General features: G+C 63.4%; 24 protein-coding genes. 6 read left to right on the top strand and 18 right to left on the bottom strand.

Going from position 1 to position 23922, the window contains the following annotated elements; all coding sequences use genetic code 11:
* Nucleotides 1–52: 52 nt before the first annotated feature.
* From IFT58_RS10860 to IFT58_RS10805, 12 genes are all read right to left on the bottom strand, one after another.
* Nucleotides 53–1216: a type IV secretion system protein gene (locus IFT58_RS10860; RefSeq protein ID WP_192094878.1), complete on the bottom strand. Its 1164-nt coding sequence runs from the start codon at nucleotides 1214–1216 to the stop codon at nucleotides 53–55.
* 77 nt (nucleotides 1217–1293) lie between these two features.
* The gene (locus IFT58_RS10855; RefSeq protein ID WP_192094876.1) at nucleotides 1294–2064 is read right to left on the bottom strand and encodes a hypothetical protein; all 771 of its coding nucleotides are present in this window, start codon (nucleotides 2062–2064) and stop codon (nucleotides 1294–1296) included.
* A gap of 32 nt (nucleotides 2065–2096) precedes the next feature.
* A complete protein-coding gene (locus tag IFT58_RS10850; RefSeq protein WP_192094875.1) occupies nucleotides 2097–4544 on the bottom strand; it encodes a VirB4 family type IV secretion/conjugal transfer ATPase in 2448 nt (815 codons plus the stop codon).
* Nucleotides 4545–4589: 45 nt separating this feature from the next.
* Nucleotides 4590–4922, bottom strand: a complete 333-nt coding sequence (locus IFT58_RS10845; RefSeq protein ID WP_188327019.1) for a VirB3 family type IV secretion system protein — start codon at nucleotides 4920–4922, stop codon at nucleotides 4590–4592.
* Nucleotides 4915–5298, bottom strand: a complete 384-nt coding sequence (locus IFT58_RS10840; RefSeq protein WP_192094874.1) for a TrbC/VirB2 family protein — start codon at nucleotides 5296–5298, stop codon at nucleotides 4915–4917. The genes IFT58_RS10845 and IFT58_RS10840 overlap by 8 nt, the downstream gene beginning before the upstream one ends.
* Nucleotides 5299–5371: 73 nt before the next feature.
* The gene (locus IFT58_RS10835) at nucleotides 5372–6322 is read right to left on the bottom strand and encodes a lytic transglycosylase domain-containing protein (RefSeq protein ID WP_188327017.1); all 951 of its coding nucleotides are present in this window, start codon (nucleotides 6320–6322) and stop codon (nucleotides 5372–5374) included.
* 55 nt (nucleotides 6323–6377) lie between these two features.
* The gene (virB11, locus tag IFT58_RS10830; protein ID WP_192079827.1) at nucleotides 6378–7421 is read right to left on the bottom strand and encodes a P-type DNA transfer ATPase VirB11; all 1044 of its coding nucleotides are present in this window, start codon (nucleotides 7419–7421) and stop codon (nucleotides 6378–6380) included.
* Between the two features lie 15 nt (nucleotides 7422–7436).
* On the bottom strand, nucleotides 7437–8675 hold the full coding sequence (locus IFT58_RS10825; RefSeq protein ID WP_192094873.1) for a TrbI/VirB10 family protein: 1239 nt from the start codon (nucleotides 8673–8675) through the stop codon (nucleotides 7437–7439).
* The gene (locus tag IFT58_RS10820; RefSeq protein ID WP_188327014.1) at nucleotides 8672–9448 is read right to left on the bottom strand and encodes a TrbG/VirB9 family P-type conjugative transfer protein; all 777 of its coding nucleotides are present in this window, start codon (nucleotides 9446–9448) and stop codon (nucleotides 8672–8674) included. The genes IFT58_RS10825 and IFT58_RS10820 overlap by 4 nt, the downstream gene beginning before the upstream one ends.
* Nucleotides 9445–10530 (bottom strand): type IV secretion system protein, encoded by a 1086-nt coding sequence (locus IFT58_RS10815; protein ID WP_192094872.1) that lies wholly within the window; start codon nucleotides 10528–10530, stop codon nucleotides 9445–9447. The genes IFT58_RS10820 and IFT58_RS10815 overlap by 4 nt, the downstream gene beginning before the upstream one ends.
* Before the next feature lie 84 nt (nucleotides 10531–10614).
* On the bottom strand, nucleotides 10615–11091 hold the full coding sequence (locus IFT58_RS10810; RefSeq protein ID WP_249405663.1) for a toxin co-regulated pilus biosynthesis Q family protein: 477 nt from the start codon (nucleotides 11089–11091) through the stop codon (nucleotides 10615–10617).
* Nucleotides 11092–11499: 408 nt separating this feature from the next.
* On the bottom strand, nucleotides 11500–13176 hold the full coding sequence (locus IFT58_RS10805; RefSeq protein WP_223203017.1) for a type IV secretory system conjugative DNA transfer family protein: 1677 nt from the start codon (nucleotides 13174–13176) through the stop codon (nucleotides 11500–11502).
* A gap of 193 nt (nucleotides 13177–13369) precedes the next feature.
* Between IFT58_RS10805 and IFT58_RS10800 the strand changes: the two genes are divergently transcribed.
* Complete coding sequence (locus tag IFT58_RS10800) at nucleotides 13370–14032, top strand: NAD-dependent epimerase/dehydratase family protein (RefSeq protein WP_192094870.1); 663 nt, start codon at nucleotides 13370–13372, stop codon at nucleotides 14030–14032.
* Here the strand turns inward: IFT58_RS10800 and IFT58_RS10795 are convergent.
* Together IFT58_RS10795 and IFT58_RS10790 are read right to left on the bottom strand one after the other, a co-directional pair.
* Nucleotides 14021–14404, bottom strand: a complete 384-nt coding sequence (locus tag IFT58_RS10795; protein WP_192094869.1) for a DUF6180 family protein — start codon at nucleotides 14402–14404, stop codon at nucleotides 14021–14023. The genes IFT58_RS10800 and IFT58_RS10795 overlap by 12 nt on opposite strands.
* A gap of 38 nt (nucleotides 14405–14442) precedes the next feature.
* Nucleotides 14443–15657, bottom strand: coding sequence for an OmpA family protein (locus IFT58_RS10790; RefSeq protein ID WP_192094866.1), 1215 nt, complete (start codon nucleotides 15655–15657; stop codon nucleotides 14443–14445).
* A gap of 156 nt (nucleotides 15658–15813) precedes the next feature.
* Here IFT58_RS10790 and IFT58_RS10785 point away from each other — a divergent pair, with 156 nt between their 5' ends.
* The gene (locus IFT58_RS10785) at nucleotides 15814–16074 is read left to right on the top strand and encodes a DUF3253 domain-containing protein (protein WP_192094864.1); all 261 of its coding nucleotides are present in this window, start codon (nucleotides 15814–15816) and stop codon (nucleotides 16072–16074) included.
* 100 nt (nucleotides 16075–16174) lie between these two features.
* Nucleotides 16175–17197, top strand: coding sequence for a DUF4034 domain-containing protein (locus IFT58_RS10780; RefSeq protein WP_192094862.1), 1023 nt, complete (start codon nucleotides 16175–16177; stop codon nucleotides 17195–17197).
* Between the two features lie 9 nt (nucleotides 17198–17206).
* On the opposite strand, the gene IFT58_RS10775 is transcribed toward IFT58_RS10780, so the two are convergent.
* Both IFT58_RS10775 and IFT58_RS10770 read right to left on the bottom strand, forming a co-directional pair.
* Nucleotides 17207–17533, bottom strand: coding sequence for a hypothetical protein (locus tag IFT58_RS10775; protein ID WP_192094860.1), 327 nt, complete (start codon nucleotides 17531–17533; stop codon nucleotides 17207–17209).
* A 599-nt stretch (nucleotides 17534–18132) separates the two neighbouring features.
* Entirely contained in the window at nucleotides 18133–18513 is a 381-nt protein-coding gene (locus IFT58_RS10770; RefSeq protein WP_192094858.1) for a helix-turn-helix domain-containing protein, read from the bottom strand.
* An 85-nt stretch (nucleotides 18514–18598) separates the two neighbouring features.
* Between IFT58_RS10770 and IFT58_RS10765 the strand changes: the two genes are divergently transcribed.
* Nucleotides 18599–19663, top strand: a complete 1065-nt coding sequence (locus tag IFT58_RS10765) for an SDR family oxidoreductase (RefSeq protein ID WP_192094907.1) — start codon at nucleotides 18599–18601, stop codon at nucleotides 19661–19663.
* A gap of 49 nt (nucleotides 19664–19712) precedes the next feature.
* Here the strand turns inward: IFT58_RS10765 and IFT58_RS10760 are convergent, their stop codons facing one another.
* Complete coding sequence (locus tag IFT58_RS10760; RefSeq protein WP_192094856.1) at nucleotides 19713–20471, bottom strand: OBAP family protein; 759 nt, start codon at nucleotides 20469–20471, stop codon at nucleotides 19713–19715.
* A gap of 216 nt (nucleotides 20472–20687) precedes the next feature.
* Here IFT58_RS10760 and IFT58_RS10755 point away from each other — a divergent pair, with 216 nt between their 5' ends.
* Entirely contained in the window at nucleotides 20688–21182 is a 495-nt protein-coding gene (locus tag IFT58_RS10755) for a ferritin-like domain-containing protein (RefSeq protein WP_192094854.1), read from the top strand.
* Between the two features lie 81 nt (nucleotides 21183–21263).
* Here the strand turns inward: IFT58_RS10755 and IFT58_RS10750 are convergent, their stop codons facing one another.
* Nucleotides 21264–23441, bottom strand: a complete 2178-nt coding sequence (locus IFT58_RS10750) for a TonB-dependent siderophore receptor (RefSeq protein WP_342029556.1) — start codon at nucleotides 23439–23441, stop codon at nucleotides 21264–21266.
* 198 nt (nucleotides 23442–23639) lie between these two features.
* Between IFT58_RS10750 and IFT58_RS10745 the strand changes: the two genes are divergently transcribed.
* Nucleotides 23640–23906, top strand: a complete 267-nt coding sequence (locus IFT58_RS10745; protein WP_192094852.1) for a plasmid stabilization protein — start codon at nucleotides 23640–23642, stop codon at nucleotides 23904–23906.
* The last annotated feature ends 16 nt before the right edge of the window (nucleotides 23907–23922 follow it).

Below are 23922 nucleotides of genomic sequence, written 5' to 3'. Positions count from 1 at the left end.
GTAACAAGGGAAATAATCTAGTCATAACTTCTGAACCCTACTATTGAGCCTACTATTCGCGGGCTGCGCCGCGCTGTCCTGAAGTTGGAGGAGCAACGTAAGGGCTAGCCGAGGATCCCATAACGGTTCGACCAAGGTCCTGAGAAGTCTCCCCTGACGACCGTGTCTCACTGCCGAGATTCGAAGGTGACGCCGGCGTATACGACCCAGGCGGCTGGCCCTGGGGCCCTGGCGCTGCCTGTCCCGCACTACCACCAATCTGCGAATACGCCATAAAGCTACCCAAAGTCCCTTGGAAGAAGAACGCTGCCATCGGCGGCGCGGTCAAGATCAACGTCGTCAGGATCAAGCCCATGCCACCCTGCTGCATGGCCTGGCTGGTCATGCCATCACTCATGCTGCCGTTCATCAGGAAGGTATCAACCAAAGCCGTAGCCCAGAATGCACCGGCGACACGGATCACCATGTCCAGCGCAATGGACACCATCGCTGCGAGGACGGCCAGTGAAAACATCGTGCCTATGCCGTAGAAGAGCCATTTCTGGAACAACGCCTTGGTCTGGTCGAACAACAGACAGAGGATGAAGAGTGGCCCAAGGCCGATGAACAACGCCAAAGCGATCTGATACAGCAGCAGCATGGAGCCCGCAGTGACCGCTGGCCCACCCGTACCGAGGGCAATAAGCATCATGGCGCGGTTCTTGTCGCCTGCCAGTACGGGATCGCCCGCCACGTTGATCGCGTCGATGCTGGACATGGCAACCTGCATCCACGCCAGCGCGTCATCGATCTGGTCCTCCGGCTTCTTGTCCGAATCCGTGACGACCTGCGAAATCTCGTTCTTGACGTCGTTGGCGAGGAAGTCATGCACCTTGGTGCCGAACATGGCCATGCTCGTGGCGATACTGACAATCAGCGCGGCACGCGCCATGTCGGTCACCAGCGCCATCATGGATTCGCGGCTGCGGCCGGTGACGATGCGGAAACCCTGCACCAGCACCCACAGCGTCATCAGGGTGAGGGCGATACCGCCTACCCAGGTCATCATGTTGCCGAGCAACGCCACGCCGAAATCGCTGATCCGCTTTTCCAGGTAATCCAGGATCAGGCGGAAGAAAACGAAGTCACCGATGGAGGACTGCACGCGTGCGACGTTCTGCAGCAGGTGCAGTAACCCGTCGGAGAAGTGGAAATTGTCGAGTGCCCTGAACATCATTCCTGCGATCCTTGGAAATTATTCCTGTTTGCCCAGCGACAGCCTGTCGTTGCGCATCAAACGGTGATGCAGCGGTCTTACTTGATGCTGAGGGCAGTCTTGAGGGCTGCCGTCTTCACCAGATCACGCGCAAGCCGGTTGGACTTGCCTTTCAGCGCACCCATCGCGATTACTTTCAGGTTCTCTTCCTCGACGGAGATGAACGCGTCGTAGGCCTTCATGCGCGTCTCCCACTCGCGCGTCTTGACCGCGATATCGTTGGCCGTGCGCAGCGACTCGCTGTCAACTGCGGTCACGTTGCCTAGCAGTTTGCTCCCCGTACGCAGATTATTGATGCGATCCAGCGCGGCCTGCATCTGCGCCATGGTGCCGCCGGCGAACTCGATGGACTCGTTGTACTTCCGGTTGCGGATGACACGGATGCGCGAGCAGATCGTCTGCTGCTGGGCCTTCCAGTCACCCTCGGGCTGGTAGACGAAACGCTTGAACAGACCGGTCAGGCTGAGATCGGCGCCGCCGCAGGTCTCGGCCACCATGTAGTCGTCCGGCACGGTGGTCAGTGGTGCACCCGCCGGCAGGCCGAAGTTGTTGATCGTGCCGCTGATGGTCACCAACGCATCGGTGTAGCGCTTCAGCTGCTCGGCCCAGCGCAGTTCATCCTTGGCGAACTCTGCCCCGGACTGGATCTTTGACCACATGTTTTCGAACCAGTTCGCGCCGTCGAACACCGGCACACCAGAGGCGCCGACGTTGGTCGCGAACAGCATCGAGGCGCCCAGTACCAGGCTGGAGCAGAGTTTGGTCATGCGACGCGCCGTGCGCGGGGGCTTGGAATTTGGACGAGTCATGAGAACCTCCATGCGGTGAGTCTGTTTGGTGTTCATGCGGCCTGCTCCCTGCTGGAAGAGGCCGGCTTACCCGAGCCCTTCCGCTGCTTGTAGAAATCTTCCAACCACTGTTCCGGTGTGAGATCGGCCTCGCTGACTTTCTCGCGCACTGCAGCGTCATGGAGTACATGGTGCATGACATCGATATTGTCCGTCGAGGCTGAAATGACCGACAGAATGTCGTCCATACCGCGAAGATTAAGCTGACAGACGTTGGACGCATGCCCCTGCTTGACCAGGAAACACCGCGAGCGTTCATCCAGGGCGGTGACGACCTTGAACTCGGCTTCGGTCAGTTTCAGGCCTTCGATATAGTCTTCGCGGCTGGCGTTGGGGTTCGGCAACAGGATCAGCGTCGCGGTCTGTTCGATCAGCGCCGCGGCGATATCGCTGTTCAGCGCATCCTCCGGGCTCTGCGTGGCGAAAATGCCCAGGCCGTTCTGCTTACGGATGGTCTTCTGCTTGTTCTTGGCGAACTCCTTCAGGCCGCCGCTGCCGTCAAGGATCTTCCAGAACTCGTCCATCACGTAGATCAGGCGACGCCCGTCGATCAGGGATTCCAGCTTGTGCAGCAGGTACTGGATGACCGGCACGCGCACTTCCGGATTGTCGATCACTTCGGTGTAATCGAAGCCGATGATGTTCGCGCGCGTCAGGTCGATGGTGTCCACCGGATTGTCGAACACCCAGCCCAACGAGTTGCCCGACGTCCAGCGGCGCATGCGCGCATACAGGCCGTCATCGCCCATGTTGGGCAGGCTCTTCTGGAAGTTGGTCATGCTGCGCAGGTGCATCGGCGTATCGAGCATGCTCTCCACGGCGCGGAAGATGTCCTCTTCTTCACGAGCGCTGTACTGCGTCTTGCCGGCCAGCACCTTGACCAGATCGGCCAGGAACTGCACGTTGGATTCGTTGCGCTCACACTGGAACGGATTGAAGCCGGTCGGGCGTCCATTCTCCAGCGCAAGGTAGTTGCCGCCGCAGGCACGGACGAAGATCTCCGCGCCCCGGTCTTTATCGAAGAAGAAGATGGTCGGCGCCGGATCATACTTCTGCACCTGGCTGAGCAGGAAGTTGATCAGCGCGGTCTTACCCGTACCGGATTTGCCGATCACCATGGTGTTGGCGATCGCCTTTTCGCCCAGCGAGTTCTCCGCCGGGTGGGTGGCATGGAAATTGAAGTAGTACGGCTGGCCGTTGGTGGTCTGCAGCGTGGTCACACACTCGCCCCACGGATTGTTCTGCTGCTTGCCGGTGGCGAAGTTGTGCAGCGGCGACAGGCCGAGGAAGTTCAACGAGCTCAGGTTGGCCAGACGGGTGCGGTAGCGCCAGTTGGCCGGAATCTGCGAGTAGAACGACGAGGTGACCGCCAGGTCTTCCTTGGCCGACACGAAGCCGGCATTGGAAAGTTCCGCGCGGGTAGCCGACACGTTGTTGGCCAGCTTGACCTGGCTCTCGGCATACACGGCAATGATGTAATGGTACTCGCCGAGCACGAAATTGCCGGAGGACAGCTGGTCCATGGCGTAATCCAGCTCGGTGATCTGGCTGACGGCCTTGTCACCGGAGGAGATCATCATGCCCTTGGTGCGGTCGAGGATCTTCAGTGCATCCTGGCGACCCATCGGGCTGAAGGAATGGGTGATGACGTACTCGAAATCCAGGTACTTCAACCCATTGAGCACACCCGGCCACGTGCCTTCGGCGAACTCCTTGATGTTGAGGATCGCGCCGAAGTGGTTCTCGCCGTTTGGCGTGTTGATCACGAAATCGCCGGTCTTCGGCGAGAACATGTGCCGGCTGACCGGCAGGTAATCGGCGACCGGCGCGGCCAGCACCGGCACCGGTTCGTCGATCCGGTTGATCAGGTAACCGAAGAACTCCAGCGTTTCGGAAAACACCACGCCGTTGGCTGCTTCGTACATCCCCAACCGGTACGGGGCGTAGTCACGGATCACCGCTTCCACGTTGCCCGCCAGCTCCATCAACTTGTCGACCGCCTGATCCTGTTCGGCCTGCAGGCGTTCGACGTTCCCCGACTTTTCCACGAAGCGCTTACCGGCCACGACGGGGCGGTAGATCATCGTCATGTACAGCTCGTTCTGCATGATGCGCTGGCTGGACAGCATGTCCATGTACACATCCGACACGTCCTGGTTGAAGCGCTCACGGAACGTGCTGCGCGACTTCAGCTTGCGGCGGCGACGTACGTCATGCACCCAGAAGGCGACATTGACGAAGTCAGGCGCGCGCAGGGACTGCAGCAACCGATTGAACGTGTTGTGCTTGTGCTCCAGCTCCCACTCTTCGCGGCCCACGAAGGGCAGGCCTTCCAGGTGCCAGGTCAGCAGATAGTCGCCACCGGTGGTCTTCACCACAGACGGTGCAACGTGCGAGGACAAGGGAATGAACTCGCTGATCGACGTATCGGGACTGAACATGCAACTCTCCTGGATCGCTGGACGAACGTACTGCTGGAAAAACGGTCAGCGCCGACGCGCGGGACGACGATGGTCGTCCGGTGCCGGGGTCTTGCGATACGCGTTCGGACTGAACACCCACATGCCGTCATGATCCTGCAGGTTCCGCGCGCGGAACTTGAACTGCAGGCGCAGACCCATCAAGCGGAAGATCATTTCGTCGCGCTTTGCCATCTGCCGCATGATGAAAACCGCCACTGGAATCGCGAGCAGTACCCACAGATTCCAGTACATGGACAGCAGCAGCAGACCGCCGGCGACCATGAAGAACGGGACATACGGCACGCCGAGGAACATCGCCGGCCGTGTGCATCCGCGGAAGACGACGTTCTTATGCATAGTAGGAGCTGGACGCCTGGATCAGCGCGGCGGTGCATTCGGTAGCGCCGTCACCCAGCAGCATCTTGGCGATCTGGCTGGCTGCACCGATCAGCAGGCCACCGATCAGGATCGGCGACACGTCGGAAATGCGCTTATGGGCGAACGCGATCTGGTAACCGGCGAAGATCACTGCGATGGTGACCACGGCGATGGAGGCCATGTTCAGCAGGCCGCTGATGCTGTCGAAGAAGCCGCAGACCTTCTTGTCGGTGTCGGCGAAACCTTCCTGCGCGAACACTTCCGGCACGAACAGAGCGCCAACGAAGGCGGTGGCCAGTGCAAGGGTCTTGGCAGTGCGCTTGGCATGCGCCAGATCGATGTGGGACTTGTTCATGGATTTCGTTCCTTCTGCTGTGCTGGAGGGATGTTGCGGGTGAAGGGGTGCGGGGGCGCCCCGGTAAAAAGGGTCAGAAAACAAAGGCGTCATCGACAGGCGGGCCTTGCGGTGCCCGCTGCTGCGGCGCCTGTTGGACGGGTGCGGCGCCTTGGGCCGGCGCGTTGCGCTGTCCCCACGGCTGCACCAGTACCGGTTGCTCCTGCATCGGCTGCGCATATCCGGGCGCAGGCGCGGCCATCTGCTGCTGCGGCGGCTCGGCATACATGCCGCCGGCCACCGGCTGAGCGGACTGCTGCGGCTGCACCGCGCGATCCACCAGGCCCATGACCGCGCGCGACAAGGCGCCGTCGGCCGTGCGCAGCAAGCTGCCACGGACCATGTCATTCGTATTGGGATACACCACGTAGGCGCGCGCCGGATCATCCGGCTGCGCAACAACTACCGGTGCCGACGCCGACCCGGCGATCCGGTTGTTCAAACGCGTGACGTGCTCCGGTAGCGGCTGCCGCGTGGCAGAGGCTGGACGCGGGCCCTGTCGGTCGATCACCCGGATCGGCTGCACCCCGCCAACGGCGGCCACCATCTGGCCACGCCGCATCGAGTTGAACACCTTGTCCACATAGCCGTGGCGGAAACCGGTGGTGAAGTTGCCCGAGTAGTAGCAACTGAACGACTTGCCCCAGTCGCCGCCAGAACGCGAGTGGCACTCAGCGAGGATGCGCGAGGCCGCCTGCAGGTTCGGGCAGGTCTCGAACGCTTTCTCGTAACTGTTCAGGCCGTACTTGGCCAGGTTGTAGCGGTTCACCTGACCCAACCCCAGCGAGAAGTTGTAGCCATTCTGTTCCAGCATCTTGGCCGTCGCCACCGCTTCGTCCAGACGCTGCGGCTGGCGCGCCAATGCGCCGCCCACTACGCCAATCGCGTACGGGTTGCGCGAGGATTCCACCTGCACCACGTGCTTCATCACGTCCATGGAGACGGCCATTTCCGGACAGGCCAGTACTTCGAGTCCAGGCAGCATCAGCGTGCCCTCCCCTTGCCTGCGCGGTACGGTCGATGGTTCTGCATGGCCATGGTTACTGCTCCTGCCCTTGGGTGCGGCCGGGATTGAAATCGATGCCGGTGATGTAGCGCGAACCTGCGTGCGCCTTTACATGCACCACGATATCGATGGTCATCTGCAGCAGGCGCTTGATCACGGCAAACTCCAGCCCCGAGCCTTCCGACGACGCCTTCACCATCAGCGCCAACTGGTCCCAGGTCTGTTCCGGGCTGCCGGCATGGCAGCTGGTGATGGAACCGGGATGGCCGGACGCACAGTTGCGGATGAAGTAGAACGCCTCATCGCCGCGCAGCTCGGCCAGGATGATCCGGTCCGGCTTCATGCGCAGGCAGGCTTCCATGCAGGTCTTGGCGCTGACGTTGCTGCTGCTCTGCCCGCCCTTCGAGTACAACAGGTGCACGACATTGGGCTGGGTGATGAACAGTTCGCGCGCGTCTTCGATGGTCACCAACCGCTCTTCCGCGGGGATATGGTTGACCAGCGATTTCATGAATGTCGTCTTGCCGCTGCCGGTGGCACCGGACACCACGATGTTCTTGCGGTAGTGCACGGCGCGCTTGAAGAACTCGGCGTACTCGCGCGACTGGCGCAGCGCCAGCAACTCCTGGTCCTGGGTGTTCAGGCCAGCATCCTGCTCCAGGATCTGGTCGAAGAACCCATCGTCCTGGTACTGCGACAACGTGCGCGTGTGCTTGGACGGCAGACGGATGGTGATGGAGACCTTGCCGCCGTCACACGCCGGGGGAATCACGAACTGCGCACGCGGGCCGCTGGGGAAGGTCAACGAGACCATCGGGTCGGCATCGGTGATGCGCTGCCCGGTGTTGCTCTCGTTGACCACCGCCGTACAGAACTGGCGTGCGCGCTCGAAGGTCAGCGTGGGAACAGCGACCCGTTCCCAGCCATTGCGGGTTTCCAGGTACAGCTCGCCCGGACGGTTGATGCAGATTTCCGTCACGTCCTGCGATTCCATGAACCCGGCAATGCCCAGCACTTCATACTGGTACTGCAGGAATTCACTGGAAACCAGTGCGATGGGGGAAGTTTCTGCGTCCACGGTCCTTCTCGCTCCTTACATCCGGCGGCCGAGCACGGCGCTGAAATCAACGTCTTTGGCGACGTAGACGTTCATCACGGTGCCCTGGTTGACGGTGACGGTCGGCTGCGGCCGATCCGCCAGCGCTTCACCGGCCAGGCGCTCCATGGTCCGCGCGGTCGCGCTTTCATACGGGCTCTGCACCGCGAACCCATTGCTGCCGATCGTGGTGGTTTCCGGACCGTTTTCCGCCGCGGCGTATTTGAAGGCATCGGCCAGCAGGCTGATCATCAGCGCGCTGGTCAGACGCTTGCCCCAGTGGGCGGTGTACTGCCCGGGCACGCCGGCGCCACCCAGTCCGTCGGTACCGGGGCTGGACATGGCCACGTCGATGCCGTTCGGCGTCGTGATGCGGTCCCAGATGACGTCCACGCGCTTGGCCACCGGGCCACCGTTGTAGCTGCCGTAGATCTTCGAGCCCTTCGGCAGCAGCAGCGTCCGACCGTTGATCGAATACACCGGCTCGGTCACCAGGCACGAGGTGTAGCCCGGGATGTCGGTGATGATCCGCGTTTCCAGTACGCAACGCAGATAGGTGCCGCGCACCAGCAGTGCATCCGGACTGCGGATGAAGGCAGCGGAGGTCGGCAATGCTTCGCCTTCCCGGCCCAGCATCCCGCCCTGCGCACCCTGGGCACCACCACCACCGGCACCCTGCGCGGCCGGATCCAGCGGACCGCCCGGCAGATACGGATTGGCCTGGCCTTGCGGCTGCGGATACTGCCCCAGGGTCTGTCCCTGGCCTTCACCCAGCGCTTCGGCAGCAGCGATGCGGCGCTCCAGCAAGGTCGGGCCACGCGGGCCGCGATCACCGCGATCACCACCGGCGTACGACGGCGCTGTGTCATCGACCGGCGGCGGCGGCAACATCGGAATCGGCTCGGCAGGCGCTTCGATCGGCGTCGCGCTCGGGATGGTCGGCAGCACGGGCGTGGTGGTACGTGCTTCAGCACGCGGCACCGGTGCCGGCTCCGGCTCGTTGCCCTTGCGGAACAGCAGGTAGCCCATGGCCAGCAGCAGCAGCAGGATGCCACCCAGGAACAGCAGCGCCTTGCGATCCAGGCGGCGCTCTTCCACCGTCCGCAGACGCGGGGCCGAAGCGTCCAGGTCAGGCGTAGGCTCCGGATCTACCCGGTTGAAATACGGGTTGTTTTCCGGCTGCGTGCCATCGCGCCTGTCGTCGGGTCCATTACCCGGGGGAGTGGTCTGGCTCATTTCTTGACGTTCCTTCGCAGGCCAACAACGTTATCGCCATGGCGGATCACCAGGTACGGATGGGTGCCGTGCACCACCAGCGTGTTGCCTTCCACGGTCGTATTGACCACGAAGTCTTCGCCGTTTTCCGTCTCGCGGCCGAACACCGCCGGGAAGATGCCGGTCTTGTACTCCGGCGACGCGGGCAGCCGCACGTAGGTGAAGCGACCATCGTCATAGGTGTTGACCGGAATCAACCACCCCATCTTCTTGGCGCGGCGGGTGGAATAGGAATAGTCGAAATTGTAACGACGATCCTTGGCCAGCACCGTGCTGAGCAGCGGCTTGGCCTCTTCTTCCACCGCTTCCTGGGCGACACCGAACTCGCTGTCGCTGGGATACGTAAAGGCGATGCGGTACTGCACACCTGCCCGACGTGCCTGGTCCAGCTGGCGCCAGTCGGTGGCCACGACCTTCAGTTCGAAGATGTAGTGGTGGGTTTCCGTGCGCACCATCATGTTGGTGTCCACGTCCACGTTCTTCGGCTTCAGATAGAACACGTTGCCGCGACGGGTCAGTTCCCAGCCCGCGCTGAATCCGGTGCTGTAGTCGAGGATCTTTTCGTTCGGGCTGAGCTCGATCTGAGTGGTAAGACCCAGGCCGGTGCGCACCTGATAGATCCGGTCCTTTTCATACTCGTACTGGTCGACGCCCTGCGCCGACGCACTGGCAGCCGACAGGGCCAACGCCCCGGCGACCAACCATGCACATGTCCTGATCTTGCGACTACTCATCGGTTGCTTGCTCCATCAGCAGTTCCGCTGGAAAGATTGCGCGCCGGCAGCGGCGTGCCTTGGCCCGGCGCAGCCTGCGCCGGCGCGCCGGGAACCGGGGTGCCCTGCGCGGGGACCGGCTGCGGCGTGTAAGTGCCAGGCGCGGCCTGGTTCGGATTCGTGCCCGGCGGCAGTGGCTGCGCAGGCACCATCTGGCCCGGAGCGGTCTGCACAGGCTCAGCCAGCGGCTGGCCGGTGATCGGATCGAAACGGGCGACCGGGACCTCTGCTGCCGGCTGGGCTGCGACGTCGCTGGGCACGGCCGACGTGGCAGCCGGGGCGGCGGTCGAGGCATCCGGCACCGGTACGCCTGCAGCGGCGTAATCACGGTCCACGCGGTATTCGGTCACCTGGAACGACAGCGGATTGAGCACGCGTTCCTGCTCACTCAGTGCCAGGGCAGCCTTGTATTCGAAGCGCAGCGTGACCAGCTGGTTGTCCAGGTAGGTCGATGCGCCGGTGCGCTTGTCCAGCAACGTGCGCTGGATGCGTACCGAGGCCCCGCGGAAGCCACCGTTGGGCAACGTGCCCAGCGGGGTAATGCTGAGGATCTTCACCCGCAGCGCGCGCTCGGTGCCATACAGCACCAGCGGACTCTGCGGATTGCTACGGTTGTACTGCGCCTGCAGCGCTGCACCCACCGCCTGATCGGACATCACGAAGACCTGTTCCCAGTCCCGCAGGCCCATGATCGCGTAGTCGTAGGATTCGCGCGCCAGCACGTACTGCGCCACGTTGCTGCGGTTGATCGCCTCGTTGCTGGTGATCGAGTTCTCGCCCAGATTCCCGGACAAGCGCGCTACCGACGCCGTGCCGGTGTATGCATCAGCCATCACCAGGAAGGGCACTTTTTCCTTCAACGGCAGCACGTAGTAGTACCCACCCGCCAGCGCCAAGGACATCAGCAAGGAGGCGCTCGCCACCCACCACGCACGACGCTCACTCTTGCGCGCCATGTCGGCCACGGTGATCTCGTAGCTGACGGCCTTCGCCACAGCCTGCTCGACCTTGGGACTGTTGCCTGGGTCTTTCTTACGGAACATGGATTCTTCCGGACTACGTGGACGTCAATGAGCGCCATGTCCCGCACCGCGTGCAGGACACTACGTGGAGAAAAACAACAGCTGTCAGCTACCGCTGGGCGCAGCGCTTACCGGTGCGGGTGCGGGCGCGGTCACGACAGGCGCAGGCGTAGTGGCCGCCGTCGGCACCGCCGCACTGCTGCCAGCGACGATCTTGTTGCCCACGATGCTCACGTAAACGCCCTGTGCGGCATAGGCTGTGGTCACATCGGCCACCGCCTGCTGCGCACTCGTCGTCGATATGCGGGATACGCCGCCATGCAGCGTGTAATCCGATCCGAGGCGGTAATCCAGGGTCATGCCCGAATCCGCTGCCCAGCGCTCGAGCATGGCCTTCAAGGTGCCATCCATCGGCGATGCCTGGAAGGCATAGCTGGTGTACAGGGGGATTTCCGTGGGCGCGGCGTCGAAGCGATTGACTGGCTTCCAACGCCCACCGAAGTCCGGTGCGGGTTTGGTTGCACAGCCTGCCATTGCTACCGCCGCCACGGCGATAAAAGTCTTTACCAACGCTTGCCGCATACGAACATCCTTTGACGTACGAAAAAGCAGCTGCGAATCGGGTGGTTCGGCAGTCCAGCGTTGCATCTGCACGCTGGAACCGGTTGCACGCCGGCCTATGCCGCTGCGTGAAACCGTCTCCCCTGCGGCCGTGGCCGCCTGCCCACCGGTCGGTGTACCTGCCCTGTGGGCCTGCAGCACCGACCTTCACCTCGTTCGAAGCCATCCCTGTTGCGGTGGCCGATACAGCCACCTGAACAATTCCAACAGTTCGATGCACTGAACCGATGCGGAAGGGTCTCATACATAGAGGTCAAAAGTGCGTCAAGAAAGCATGAAAGTTGTACAAGATCACGCCAAAAAGATGACCCACTTCACTACTTCAGCGTCATGAACGCGTTTATGCGACACGCGACGTGGCGCCATGCGTCATATCTGCAAGCTTGGCACGTCGACCTTTGGTAGCAGGCGCGAGGTGAAGTGGCGGTCCTTGTAATAGCGGATCTTGTCGCACATCACCGGATGCGGGATGCCCTCATAGAGGAACACCTCCTTGTCCGTGCCCATCGCCTTCAGCTCCTGCGGCAGCATCAGCGCGCGGCGCTCTTCACTGAAGCTGTGGGTCTTTTCACGGCCCTTGGTGATGTTCTTCTTGCGCAGCGTCGTGTAGCCCAGCATGTCCGAGTAGTCGTTGGCATCCTGCTGCTCACGCGGTGCATACAGGATCTGCAGGGCGTGGTTGGTGATGATGGTGCGCGATACATCCCGGCCGTAGGTGGCATCCAGCTGCGCCATGCTCTGGATGATCGGCAGCAGGCGCACGTTGTAGCCGGCCATGTAGGACACCGCCGAGGCAATGATGTCCACCTTGCCGATCGAGGTGAATTCGTCCATCAGCAGCAGCACCTGGTGCTTGAGGTCCGGATTGGACTTGGGCAGTTCCTTGGTATTGAGGTTGATGATCTGGCTGAAGAACAGGTTGATGATCATCCGGCTTTCGGCCAGCTTGTTGGGCTGGATGCCGATGTAGATGGTCATCTTCTTCTTGCGCAGGTCGGTCAGCAGGAAGTCGTTGGTGCTGGTGGCCGCATCCAGTACCGGATTGATCCACGCGTTGAGCGGCTCTTTGAAGGTGCCCATGATGGAGGCGAAGGTTTCGTCCGCCTGCGACAACAGGTTGGCAAAGGCGGACTTCGCATTGCTGGTCAGGAACGGGCGCCCCGCCAGGGTCTGCAGGTACTTGCGCAGGTCGCTGCCGTCGCCGGAGGAGATGCGGTAGATCGCGCCCAGCGTCGGCACGCCCTGCCCGCCCGGGAAGCCGCTGCGCAGCTCATCGTCATGGTTGTCGAACAGGTACAGGGTGAACGCCATGAAGGCGTTGCGCGCCTGGCTGACCCAGAATTTCTGATCGTCCGAGCCGTCCGGGTAGAGCATTGCCGCAATGCTCATCAGGTCCGACACCCGGAACGCGGGATCGTTGGACACATAGCTGAGCGGGTTCCAGCGATGGCTGCGGCGGTCTTCCGCGAAGGGGTTGAACAGGAACACCTCGTGACCCTGCTGGGCGCGCCAGCCGCTGGTCAGCTCGAAGTTTTCCTGTTTGATGTCCAGCACCACGACGGACTCTTCGTATTCCAGCAGGTTCGGGATCACCACGCCCACACCCTTGCCCGAGCGCGTCGGCGCGGCAAGGATCACGAACTGCTGGCCCGACAGGCGCACCAGCTTGCCCTTGTAACTGCCCACCACGATGCTGTCACCGGTCTTCTTGAACAGCCCATGTGATGACAGATCAGACCCGTTGGCGAACCGTGCATCGCCATGCAGCCCCTTTTTCTTCCGACGCAGCAGCAGGAAGGCGCACACGACGAAGAAAATGAGCAGCGGCAGGCCGAAGCCCACGTAGCCGGCGGCCTTGATCTTGCCCACGAACGGGGCGACCTGCGGCTGGTCCAGCGCGCTGAAGTACTGGTGATACGTATCCCAGGACCAGTGCGCGGTATCCAGACCGAGGAAGACCAGGGTCAGGTAGCCTGAAAGCAGGTAACCCACGACGAGCGTCGATACGATGCCGACGGTAAGACGAACCCATTTCTGCGTGGCCAAACCCGATTCCTCCCTGAGCGCATGATTGCGCGGACTGTACACAACTGGCCGTGATGCGGGTAGGTGGCGGCACCGACCGATGCGGCGGGAGAGGACGTGAGTTGACGCGCGGGGCTGATGGTCAGCGGCCATCACCACCCTTCCCTGCCTGCGCTTGTAGAGTCGATGGCCCCACCGCGCAGGAACACCCACCATGCATATCCTTCTGACCGGAGCGACCGGCCTGCTGGGCCAGGGCGTGCTCAATGCCTGCCTTGACGCGGCAGACGTCACCCGCGTTACGGTGCTGACACGCAGTGCGATCGACCGCCCTCATCCGAAGCTCCATGAAGTACGGCTGGAAGATTTCGCGCAGGCCGCGACTGTCGCGCCGCAGCTGGCCGACATCGACGCCTGTTTCTACTGCGCCGGCGCGCCCCCCATCGGTACCGCCGAAGCGACCTACCGGCACGTCACGCTGGACCTCACCTTGGCGGTGGCACGCGCCTACGCCTCGGCCAATCCACAGGGGCGGTTGTTCTACATCTCAGGTGCCAACTCGGACCCGGACAGCCGACTGATGCCACTGCGCATCAAGGGCGAAACCGAAGCAGCCCTGCAGGCACTTCCCATCACCACCGTCATGGTGCGGCCGGGTGGCATCCTGCCGGAGGAAGGCACGCACAGCCCGCATGGGCTGCTGCGCGCCATGCACACCCTGGCCGCTCCCCTGCAGAGCTTGATCGTGAAGAACGTACCGGCCGCGGCCACCACCAACGGGGCGATCGGGCGCGCGATGATCTCGCTTGTGCGTACGCCCAATCCGCCCCGCGTAGTGGAAAACCGCGAGGTCAACGCGCTCGGCTCACCGCACTGACTTGCGCACTTCCGCGCCGACGCGGGCCTTGACCCGGTCCACGTCGGGGTTACCAGGTCCGGAGTAGTCGAACGCCTGGATCACGAAAACGGTCTGGTCGCCTGCGCTGATGCAGTAAGCGATCAACGACCGGCCATCGGTGCGCGGCGCGGACACATGCAGCACCAGGGTCTTCTGGTCCTGGTCGACGCGGGTGGTGTAACCCAGCGCGGCGGCACCGCGCGATACGGCGGCGCGACAGGCCTGCATGCTGAGCTTGCTGGCCGGGAAACGGTCCACGTCGTAGCCCAGGCTGAAATCATCAGCCGCTGCGGGCAGTGCCGGCAGCAGCGCGGCAGCGGCGGTCAAGGCGGCAAGAACGGTAGCTTTCATCCACATCTCCATGGCAGTCCGCATTGGCGGACGATCTATTACGAACGGACGAAAATCTCGACGCGGCGATTCAACTGCCGCCCGCCCGGATTGTCTTTGCCTTCGATTTCATTGGGGGCAACCGGCTCGGTTTCGCCGTACCCCTTCGCATCGGCCTGCTGGGCGGTGCCGCGCTCACGCAGCGCCGCGACCACCGATGCCGCGCGACGTTCCGACAGTTGCTGGTTGTAGGCATCGGCGCCCTTGGAGTCGGTATGACCGCGCACCTGCATACCGGTGGACTTCACATCCTTCAGCGCACCGGCCAGCGTATCCAGCAGGCTGGCCGCGTCCGGGCGGATGTCGGACTTGTCGAAGTCGAACAGCACGCGGTCGTTGAGCGTGATCACGTAACCGCACGGCGCACCGGGCGGTGCGAATTTCTTCAGCGGCGGGAAGCGACCGGCCTTGGGCAGCGGCGGCAGTGGCGCCATCTTCACCGGGCGCGCAGGCGGACCCACGGTACCGGTGCCATCGCCGTTGTTGTAGACCAGGCCCTCTTCGCCGTTCCATGTCCCCGAGCCATCGGCATTCACCCGCACCAGCCCCTTCGGGCCATTCCAGGTACCGCTGCCGTCGCCGTTGTTGGTGATCAGGCCACTATCGCCGTTCCAGGTGCCCGCGCCTTTGCCGTCCAGTTGGATCAGGCCAGCGACGCCGTTGTAGGTACCCGAGCCGTCGGCCTGGACGGTGATGATCGCATCGTCGCCACCGCCGGACGGATTGCCGTTGATGGTGCCGCTGCCGTCGGCATTCACCCGCACCAGGCCGCCCTCGAAGTTGGCCGTGCCGCTTCCGTCGGGGTTGATCATGAAAATGCCTTCATCGCCGTTGCGGGTCAGCTTGCCTTGCTCGTCCACCTCGGTGATGCCGCCCTCGTTGATCAGGCTGCCATCGGTACTGCAGCGCGCAGGCGATACGGTGATGCCTTCAACGGGATTGAGGATCGACTGCAGGGACGATTCCAGCGCGCGCTGCGCCGGGGTGACGCCGATTATCTCCGGGACGACGATGCTGGGAATGATGGGAAACTCGGGCCCCTGATTCTGCGCATCTGGCTGGGCCTCTTCGCCTTGCGGGTCCGGCGCATCTCGGGCAATACGTGACTCCGCAGTCGCGGCGGGCTCGCCGTCCGGCGATTTCGAGCAGCCGGCCAATGCAGCCAGCAGCAACGGGAAAGCAGACAACGCGAAGACGCGCGTGGATGAGCTCATGTACTGGATCATTCCGTGATGACAGCGAGGCCAGCATCCTATCCAGCAGCCATTTGCGTCGCGTGAAACATTCGTAAGCAGGTTGATGGGCGTCGTCGCCCTCGCGCCGAACCGCGCCAGACACCGTGGTCACCCGGACCCGATTAGGGTGCCAGGATGGATATCGCCCACACGATCATCGCACTGCTGCAGCAACGCGCTCCCGCCTCTTCCATCTGCCCTTCCGACGTTGCACGGGCACTGGCCGAGAGTGAAACAGCGTGGCGCGTCCTGATGCAGCCGGTCCGCGATGCAGCAGCCGATCTGGCGCGCGCCGGCACGATCATCGTTACCCAGGGCGATACGCAAAGCGATCCGGACACGATCGACGCCGGCCCGATCCGCCTGCGGCGTGGGCCGGGCTTTCCCGGGTCCTGAAGCGGCCTTCCCTCCCTGCGATTCCCTCCCATCCGACACCGCGCTACCATCGCTGGCGTGCCATCCTGACATCACGTGCCCACACCGCAAAGGAATGCCCATGGACCGGAACGTCCTGCTCTGCCTGCTGCTCCTCGCCGCCTGTGCGCTCTTCATCGCGCCTTGCCAAGCAAACGAAAGCGCCGAGCGCACCGCAATCAAGGAGACCGTATACAGCCTGATGGACGCCCGCGACTTCGACGCGCTGGAAGCGCTGGCCGAGCGTTACCGGCAACCGGACGAGCGCACGTCCAGCGGCACCTGGAAGCTGGAGCATTTCTATAATGGCGTCAACGCCTACCTGGGGTATAAGCGCACTGCCGCATGGGCACCGCGGATCGCCTTCGTCGATGCGTGGATCAAACATTCGCCGGACGCCCCTACACCGCATATTGCCAAGGGCATTTTGTTGTTGAACCGCGCCTTCCAGTATCGGGGTGGGGGGTTCGCGCGCACGGTGAAGGAAGAGAACTGGGCTCCGTTCCGCGAGAACGTCGACCTGGCGCGTGCCCACTTGATGAAACACAAGACCCAGGCCGCACGCGATCCGCATTGGTATCACCGCATGCTGGAAGTAGCGCGACTGCAGGACTGGTCTTACGGGCAGTTCGATGCGTTGTTCGATGAGGGAACTGCCCGACACCCCCGCTATTACGGCCTGTATTTCTCCGCTACGGAAGCTCTGTTGCCCAAGTGGGGCGGCAGCGCGGGACGCATCGAAGATTTCGCGCAACAGACCGTGCGCAGGACCCGAGCGACCGAAGGCACCTCGCTGTATGCACGAATTTACTGGGTGGCCATCAACACACAGTTCGACATGGACTTTCCGGGCAATTCGCGCGTCGATTGGCCGACCATGAGCCGCAGCATGGATGACGTACTGCAGCAGTATCCCGCAGAGTGGAACATCCAGAACTTCGCTTATTTTTCCTGCCTGGCGGGAGATCGGGAGAAGACGGCCGCGTTGGTGAGGCGGATGCGCGAGCCGGCCGACATGGACGCCTGGCCCAGCCAAGAGGCCTATCAGGAATGTCGCGACTGGGCCGTGCGTACGCGCCTGAAAACAGCCACTGCCCTGCGTTGAAGACGCTCGCTACAACACGCCCCGTCGGGAGACGAAACAGTAGCGCCCAGCCCCGGCCACCAACCAGAGAAGCGGCAGCGCCAGCACACCTGCCGGCCACCCCCACCCTGTGATCTGGACCAGTAGAAGCCCCACCGCACCGGCCACCGCGATGGCCACCATCACCGCGACGAAGTCCACCAGGAAGGGCAGCCTCAGCTGCCGCCCGCAGACCGTGCAATGCGCCGCCCACAGAGTGGCCGTTGCATCATCTGGAACGACGCGTTGCCGGCAGCAATCGACAAAACTCAGGGAGATGGCGCAGTGGCAGCGCGTGCAGCGTGTCCGCGTGGTCATCGCGTGCCATCCATGCGCCCGTTTAACAGCGGATAGGCAGGTACAGCGGCGAGCAAGTAGATGAGCATGGAATATCTCGCACGACAGGGAGTGTCAGCGCTTGGCGGCGGGCGTTGCTGACGATGCCGGAACAGACGTGGGCGTGGGCTATGGACCGGTCGCGCCTGCCTGCAGTTCCTGCGCCCTCAAAAGCGTCCATCAGAAGATCGCACAGGCCTTGGTGCGTCGCTGTACCCGCAAACGACACCAGCAAGCCAGGTGCGACGCCACCCATGCAAGATGCGAGTGGGCACAGGCCTTGGGGGTTATCGCGTGCTGTTGCCCGTTCGGTCCCGGCCGGCAGCTACCAGACGCTTGCGTCATGGGGATGCCCACCAGACAGGCCATTGCCGACGCCCCATCGGGCGCTGGCACGGACGGCTACACAGCCAGCCGTTCGTGCCGCACCTGATACACCGCCACGTTGCGCGCGACCAGGGCACGCACCACTTCCGGAATCAATTGCAAGGGCAGGTCCACTTCATAGCCCTGCCCCGTTCGCGCAGCGTATACCGGTCACGCCTGCTCGCGCTGAAATGCCAACGCTTTCCCGGACCGACTCAGCGCCGCCGCGAGGTCGCCCGGGGCTGCAGCGCGTCCAGCGTGCTGGCGTTCCGCCGCGCCCAGTCGTAGATCAGCTCGATCGGCTCCACCAACTGCCGGCCCAGCGCGGTCAGCCCATATTCCACGGATGGCGGCAAGGTCGGGTGCTCTGTGCGGAGCACGATGCCGGCCGTCTCCATCTCGCGCAGGGTCTGGATCAGCATCTTCTTGGAAATGGCGGGCAGGCTTCGATGGAGCGCGTTGCTGCGGGCGGTGCCCTCATGGCGTACCGCCAAGGTGTGCAGCACCATCGATGTCCACTTCGTGCTGAACAGCTCCAGCACCCGCCGCGGGGCGCAATCCTCCCGCCATTCTTCTTCCGCGCTACCTGACTTCATGCCCTGGTTACCGTTTGGTGCCTTCTTTCGAAGCCGAGGCCGCTATTTTAAGGTGTGACCCTGCATTTGATGAGAAGGCGACATGATGAACCAGAACGCATTGGTGGTCGGCGCGACCGGCATTACCGGCAGCGCCCTCGTACAGGAGCTGCTGCAGGCCGGTTGGCAGGTACATGGCATGGCACGCAACCTGGCCAATCTGCCGGCCGGGGTCACCGGCGTATCGGCCGACCTGCAGGACGCACAGGCCACCCGCAGCGCACTGGCAGGGCTGTCCCCCACCCATGTATTCATCACCACCTGGTCCCGCCAGGCCACCGAGGCCGAGAATATCCGCGTCAATGCGGCGATGGTGCGCAACCTGCTCGACGCCCTGCAGCCGGCGGGCAGCGTGCAGCACGTCGCCCTGGTGACTGGACTCAAACACTACCTCGGCCCGTTTGAAGCCTACGCCCAGGGCGTGCTGCCGCAGACGCCGTTCCGCGAAGAGCAGCCGCGCCTGCCGGTGGAGAACTTCTATTACGCGCAGGAAGACGAAGTCTTTGCTGCAGCGGCGCGCGATGGGTTCACCTGGAGCGTGCACCGCCCGCACACCGTGATCGGCGCGGCCGTTGGCAACGCGATGAACATGGGAACCACCCTGGCGGTGTATGCCACCCTGTGCAAGACAACCGGGCGGCCGTTCTATTTCCCCGGCTCGCAGGCGCAATGGGATGGCCTGACCGACATGACCGATGCAGGCCAGCTGGCACGGCAGCTGCGGTGGGCGGCGCAGACGCCCGCAGCGGCCAACGAGGCGTTCAACATCGTCAACGGCGACATCTTCCGCTGGAGCTGGATGTGGGGCCGCATCGCGCACTGGTTCGGTCTGGAGGCTGCCCCCTTCAACGGCGAGGTCCGTCCACTGGAGCAGCAGATGGCCGACGACGCCGCAACGTGGGCACAGCTGGCAGCCGAGAATGGCCTGGCCGAGGCGGACATCAACCGGCTGGTATCACCGTGGCATACCGATGCCGACCTGGGGCGTCCGCTGGAAGTCGTCACCGACATGTCCAAGAGCCGGCGCATGGGTTTCCTGGAATACCAGCCCAGCGACGACGCGTTCTTTGCGCTGTTCCAGAAACTGCGCGACCAGCACCTGATTCCCTGAAGCACCGTGCGGAGCGGGCAGCTCACCCGCTCCGCCGCGCTGATCCGGGTTACGGCGTCGGCTCAACCGGATGCTGATGATCTGCGCCCGTGGGGTCCGGAATCTGAATGACGTTTCCCCGCTGCCACGCATCTGCACCTGCATCGACGGCAGGCGCGGCAATGTCCACGCGCTTGGCTTTCCTGGCATCGCTGTCCACCCCCAGCCGCTCGTCGCGCGCCCTGACCATGGCCGGATCCGCTTGGCCGTCCGCAGTGAAGCCCATCATCAACTGCGGCACGCCCAGCGGCAGTCGCTTGTCCTGATCGGTGTGCCAGGTGTGCCAGGTCTTTCCATAGGTGCCTACCAGCTTCTCCATCAAGGCGTGCTCTGCCACTTCCGGGATGCCAGGAGCCACCAACTGACCCGACCGCACCTCATGCACGTGGCTGTGCCAGAGCGCCTTCTCGGCCTCCGGCAGCCCCGCGAACAGTGCCCCGCTGATGATGTATTCCACGCCCATCAGCTTCGCATCGGCGACGTTACCGTCGTAGATCGCGCACTGGATGACTTCTTCGTTGAGGATGGCGCAGTAGTGATGCGCCTCCATCTGCACATCCGGCCGACCGTTGTAGAAATGGAAGCCGTCCAGATAGGCATTCAGGGCCTCGACCGGCGGCCGGTTCTGCAGCACTGCCGCACCGGCATCGAGCGCCTTGGTCTTCGCGCTTTCCTCCGCACCGGGCGCCTGCACCTTGGAGGGCGTGTCCGCGCCGCCACACGCAGTAAGCATCAGCGCCAGCGCGCCAGTCGTCCATGTGGTTTTCATCACGCACCTCCCGTAAGACCAACGCACTTCTTCTAAGCTCACCCGTGTCCCCACACCGTGAACCCGGTTTGGTAGAGCCGACGTGGTAGAGCCGACTTCAGTCGGCTGCCCTCCCTCCCCGCCCCACCTGCATGCCCCCTTCACCCTTCCTCCAGCGGACGCTAACGGACCCGCGCCTAACGTTGCGCTCCCACCCACCCCAGCCGGAGAATCCGCATGGCCATCAAGACCCTCGAAGACCTCTTCATCCACGAGCTGTCCGATATCTACAGCGCCGAAAAGCAGCTGACCAAGGCCCTGCCCCGCCTGGCCCGTGCTGCGACCAACCCGGATCTGGTGGCGGCCTTTGAGACCCATCTGGAAGAAACCAATGGCCAGATCGAGCGCATCGACCAGGTGGTCGAGACGCTGGGCATCCGCCTGAAGCGCATCAAGTGCGCAGCGATGGAAGGCCTGGTGGAAGAAGGCAAGGAAGTGATCGACAGCGTAGAGAAGGGCCCGGTCCGCGATGCGGCACTGATTGGTGGCGCGCAGAAAGTGGAGCACTACGAAATTGCCTCGTACGGCACCATCGCCGCGCTGGCCAAGCAGCTGGGCTACAAGGACGCCCTGCCGCTGCTGCTGGAGACCCTGGAAGAAGAAAAGGTCACCGACGAGAAGCTGACGATGATTGCCAAGGCAGGCGCCAAGGAGGCGGCTGCGGCGGGCTGATACCCGACGCAGTGACGATGGCCGCTGGGGATGTCCGACCCCAGCGGCTCTCATCCTCGAAGCGGCCACGCAGGCGGCTTCCTAGAACGTGTAGTTCACCGTCAGCCGGACATTGCGCGGCTCGCCCCACGTGTACGTGCTGTACCAGTTGAAGATCGTGTAGTAGTGCTTGTCCAGCAGGTTGTTGACGTTGAGCGTGGCCGACAGCTGGTCGTTGAACTCATACCGCGCCATTGCATCCAGCAGCCAATACGGCTCGGTGCGATGCACCAGGCTGCCCCCATCAACCGGGTTGGTGATGGTGCCGAAGGTGGTGCCCTGCCAGCGCGCGCCGCCGCCGATGCTCAGGCCTGGCACGCCCCGCTGCAGGCGGTAGGTGGTGTGCACGCTGAACTGGTCTTCCGGCTCCAGCGTGGAGACCTTGGTCGACTGCTGGCGTGCGATCTGGTGCGCATAGCCGCCCTGCACCTGCCAGCCCGGCGCGACCTGGCCGGACATCTCCAGCTCGTAGCCCTTGGTACGCACGCCCATCAAGCCACGGTAGGCGATACCACCGCCGGGGGTCAGGCCGCCGCTGGGCTCGGCATAGTTGTCCTGCTCCAGCTGGAATACCGCTGCACTGGCGTTGAAACGCCCTTCCAGGAACTCCGCCTTCAGGCCGGCCTCGACGCTGCGCCCTTCCAGCGGATCCAGCACCCTGCCCTGCTCGTCCTGGTTGCCCTGCGGCTTGAAGATACTGCTGTAGCTGGCAAACACCGAGTAATTCTTGTTGAGGTCATAGACCACGCCGGCATACGGCACCACTACGCCACTTTCGTCGGTGTCCGGTGAGGTGTAATTGGCGATGCGGGTGCCCAGGATCAGCTTCAGCGGATCGGCCAGGTCGAAGCGGCCGACCAGGTACGCACCGCTCTCGCGGGTGACCTGGTTATCGCCGTAGCCCCACTGCCAGTCCGGCTCGGGCACATCGCCGGTCCAGCCGTAATAATCGTCGACGCTGCTCACGTATCCCGGCTGCGGCGAGTACCCGTTGTTGATCCAGCGCTTGCGCGACACGCTGCCACCGACCACCAGCTCGTGCTGGCGACCGAACCAGTCGAACTTGCCGCTGACATACAGGTCGGCGGCATTGCTGGTGGTCTTGCCCACGTACTTGCCCAGCCACATGCTCACGCCTTCACCGGTGACCGGGTCCGGGTTGCCGCCGGCCGCCGCGCCCAGCGGCGCGTCGTAGCCGTTGACCTGGTGGTTGAGCTGCAGCTTGGCCACCCAGTCGTTGCTGAAGGTATGTTCCAGCGTCGCGAAGGCGGTGCGGCTGTATTGCGCCCAGCTGCTCCAGCGCGCGCCGTTGTTGAACGAGCGCGGCATCTTGTTGAAGTTGCCGGTGGTGTCCAGCAGCGGAATGCCGCCCCAGCTGGAACCCTGCGGATCACTGTCCTGATAATCAGCGCCGACGGTCAGCAGGGTGCTGTCATCGATGTCCGCTTCGAGGATGCCGTAGAACACCTGGTTGGTGCGCTGGTAATGGTCGACGTTGGAATGCTTGTCCTGCTGCGCCGCCACCGCGCGGCCGCGCACGCGTCCGCTTGCGGTCAGCGGGCCACTCACATCCACTTCGGCACGGTAGCTGTCCCACGAGCCGACCCCCAGACCTACGCTACCGGCCAGCTCGCGGGTGGGCTTCTTGCGGATCAGGTTGATCGTGGCGCCCGGGTCGCCCATGCCGGTCAGCAGGCCGGTGGCGCCCTTCAGTACTTCCACACGGTCGTAGATGGCCATGTCGCTGAGCGTATTGCCCGCCGAGTACGCCGAATCGCGCGCCATCGGAATGCCGTCGTACTGGAAGTTCTGCACCGCAAACCCGCGTGCGTAGTACTCGGTGCGCTCGCTGTCGTAGGTCACGATGCTGATGCCCGGGGTGACCTTCATGACATCGTCGATGCCGTTGAGGCCGAAGTCATTCATTTCCTGCCGGGTGATCACGCTGATCGACTGCGGGGTCTGCCGCGGCGTCAGCACCAGGCGCGTGGCGGTGGCGATGGTGCCGGGCGTATAGGAATCGCTGCCCTCGGTGACGGTACCCAGCTGGTTCGCAGTGACCTGCACGGTCTGCAGCGTGCGGGCCGCCTCGTCGTCGGCCTGCGCCGTGGTCTGCTGCGCATGGGCGGCAGAGGTCAGCAGCCCCAGGGCGAGACCGGCCAGAATGGCCTGGGTCAACGGAGAAACAGCGGGGATGGGACGGAACGGGACAACGGACACGGCAAGGCCTCCAGGCAGGAATGACTCCCTCTGGCGGCGGCTTGAGGTAAAGGAATGGGCGGCATGATGACGTAAATGTGACGACGTGGAAAGGTGCCGATGGCCTGATGGGCAAGGGCTGACGCCTGCCTTAGACGGAAAGGCACCAGTATTTTTTAATGTGATTGCATACGGCGCACTCCTGAAGGAGCCCACTCGATGCCTATCACCACCATCCGCCACCTGCCATGCGCGGCACAACAGACAATCAAGGTCCGCACCGCGCGGCACGGGCGCAGTTCGGAGGCCGAAATCCACACCATTTTGGAAGATTCGGTCCACCCTGGTGAGTGCCTGCATGTGGGCACGGCACTGGCTGAACTCGGTCGGGAGGCTGGGATGACCAATGCGGATGTCGACGCGCTTGAGCGAAACCGCGATACCACGCCAGCCGTGCCCTTGGAGTGGAGGGGAGGAGCCGACTGAAGTCGGCTCTACCCTC

This window comes from Stenotrophomonas sp. CFBP 13718 (assembly GCF_014842145.1).
In the GTDB taxonomy this organism is placed as follows: Bacteria; Pseudomonadota; Gammaproteobacteria; order Xanthomonadales; family Xanthomonadaceae; genus Stenotrophomonas.
The sequence above is the reverse complement of the archived record's forward strand: the minus strand, read 5'-3'. Positions and strand labels throughout refer to the sequence as shown.

Excerpts from the sequence above, each read along its gene's own strand:
- IFT58_RS10850 (WP_192094875.1), bottom strand. The coding sequence starts at position 4,544 with ATGTTCAGTCCCGATACGTCGATCAGCGAGTTCATTCCCTTGTCCTCG.
- IFT58_RS10765 (WP_192094907.1), top strand. The coding sequence starts at position 18,599 with ATGAACCAGAACGCATTGGTGGTCGGCGCGACCGGCATTACCGGCAGC.
- IFT58_RS10860 (WP_192094878.1), bottom strand. The coding sequence starts at position 1,216 with ATGATGTTCAGGGCACTCGACAATTTCCACTTCTCCGACGGGTTACTG.
- IFT58_RS10840 (WP_192094874.1), bottom strand. The coding sequence starts at position 5,298 with ATGAACAAGTCCCACATCGATCTGGCGCATGCCAAGCGCACTGCCAAG.
- IFT58_RS10815 (WP_192094872.1), bottom strand. The coding sequence starts at position 10,530 with ATGTTCCGTAAGAAAGACCCAGGCAACAGTCCCAAGGTCGAGCAGGCT.
- IFT58_RS10825 (WP_192094873.1), bottom strand. The coding sequence starts at position 8,675 with ATGAGCCAGACCACTCCCCCGGGTAATGGACCCGACGACAGGCGCGAT.
- IFT58_RS10795 (WP_192094869.1), bottom strand. The coding sequence starts at position 14,404 with ATGAAAGCTACCGTTCTTGCCGCCTTGACCGCCGCTGCCGCGCTGCTG.
- IFT58_RS10845 (WP_188327019.1), bottom strand. The coding sequence starts at position 4,922 with ATGCATAAGAACGTCGTCTTCCGCGGATGCACACGGCCGGCGATGTTC.
- IFT58_RS10800 (WP_192094870.1), top strand. The coding sequence starts at position 13,370 with ATGCATATCCTTCTGACCGGAGCGACCGGCCTGCTGGGCCAGGGCGTG.
- IFT58_RS10790 (WP_192094866.1), bottom strand. The coding sequence starts at position 15,657 with ATGAGCTCATCCACGCGCGTCTTCGCGTTGTCTGCTTTCCCGTTGCTG.
- IFT58_RS10775 (WP_192094860.1), bottom strand. The coding sequence starts at position 17,533 with ATGACCACGCGGACACGCTGCACGCGCTGCCACTGCGCCATCTCCCTG.
- IFT58_RS10810 (WP_249405663.1), bottom strand. The coding sequence starts at position 11,091 with ATGCGGCAAGCGTTGGTAAAGACTTTTATCGCCGTGGCGGCGGTAGCA.
- IFT58_RS10745 (WP_192094852.1), top strand. The coding sequence starts at position 23,640 with ATGCCTATCACCACCATCCGCCACCTGCCATGCGCGGCACAACAGACA.
- IFT58_RS10770 (WP_192094858.1), bottom strand. The coding sequence starts at position 18,513 with ATGAAGTCAGGTAGCGCGGAAGAAGAATGGCGGGAGGATTGCGCCCCG.
- IFT58_RS10855 (WP_192094876.1), bottom strand. The coding sequence starts at position 2,064 with ATGACTCGTCCAAATTCCAAGCCCCCGCGCACGGCGCGTCGCATGACC.
- IFT58_RS10760 (WP_192094856.1), bottom strand. The coding sequence starts at position 20,471 with ATGAAAACCACATGGACGACTGGCGCGCTGGCGCTGATGCTTACTGCG.
- IFT58_RS10780 (WP_192094862.1), top strand. The coding sequence starts at position 16,175 with ATGGACCGGAACGTCCTGCTCTGCCTGCTGCTCCTCGCCGCCTGTGCG.
- IFT58_RS10785 (WP_192094864.1), top strand. The coding sequence starts at position 15,814 with ATGGATATCGCCCACACGATCATCGCACTGCTGCAGCAACGCGCTCCC.
- IFT58_RS10755 (WP_192094854.1), top strand. The coding sequence starts at position 20,688 with ATGGCCATCAAGACCCTCGAAGACCTCTTCATCCACGAGCTGTCCGAT.
- IFT58_RS10835 (WP_188327017.1), bottom strand. The coding sequence starts at position 6,322 with ATGCTGCCTGGACTCGAAGTACTGGCCTGTCCGGAAATGGCCGTCTCC.
- IFT58_RS10820 (WP_188327014.1), bottom strand. The coding sequence starts at position 9,448 with ATGAGTAGTCGCAAGATCAGGACATGTGCATGGTTGGTCGCCGGGGCG.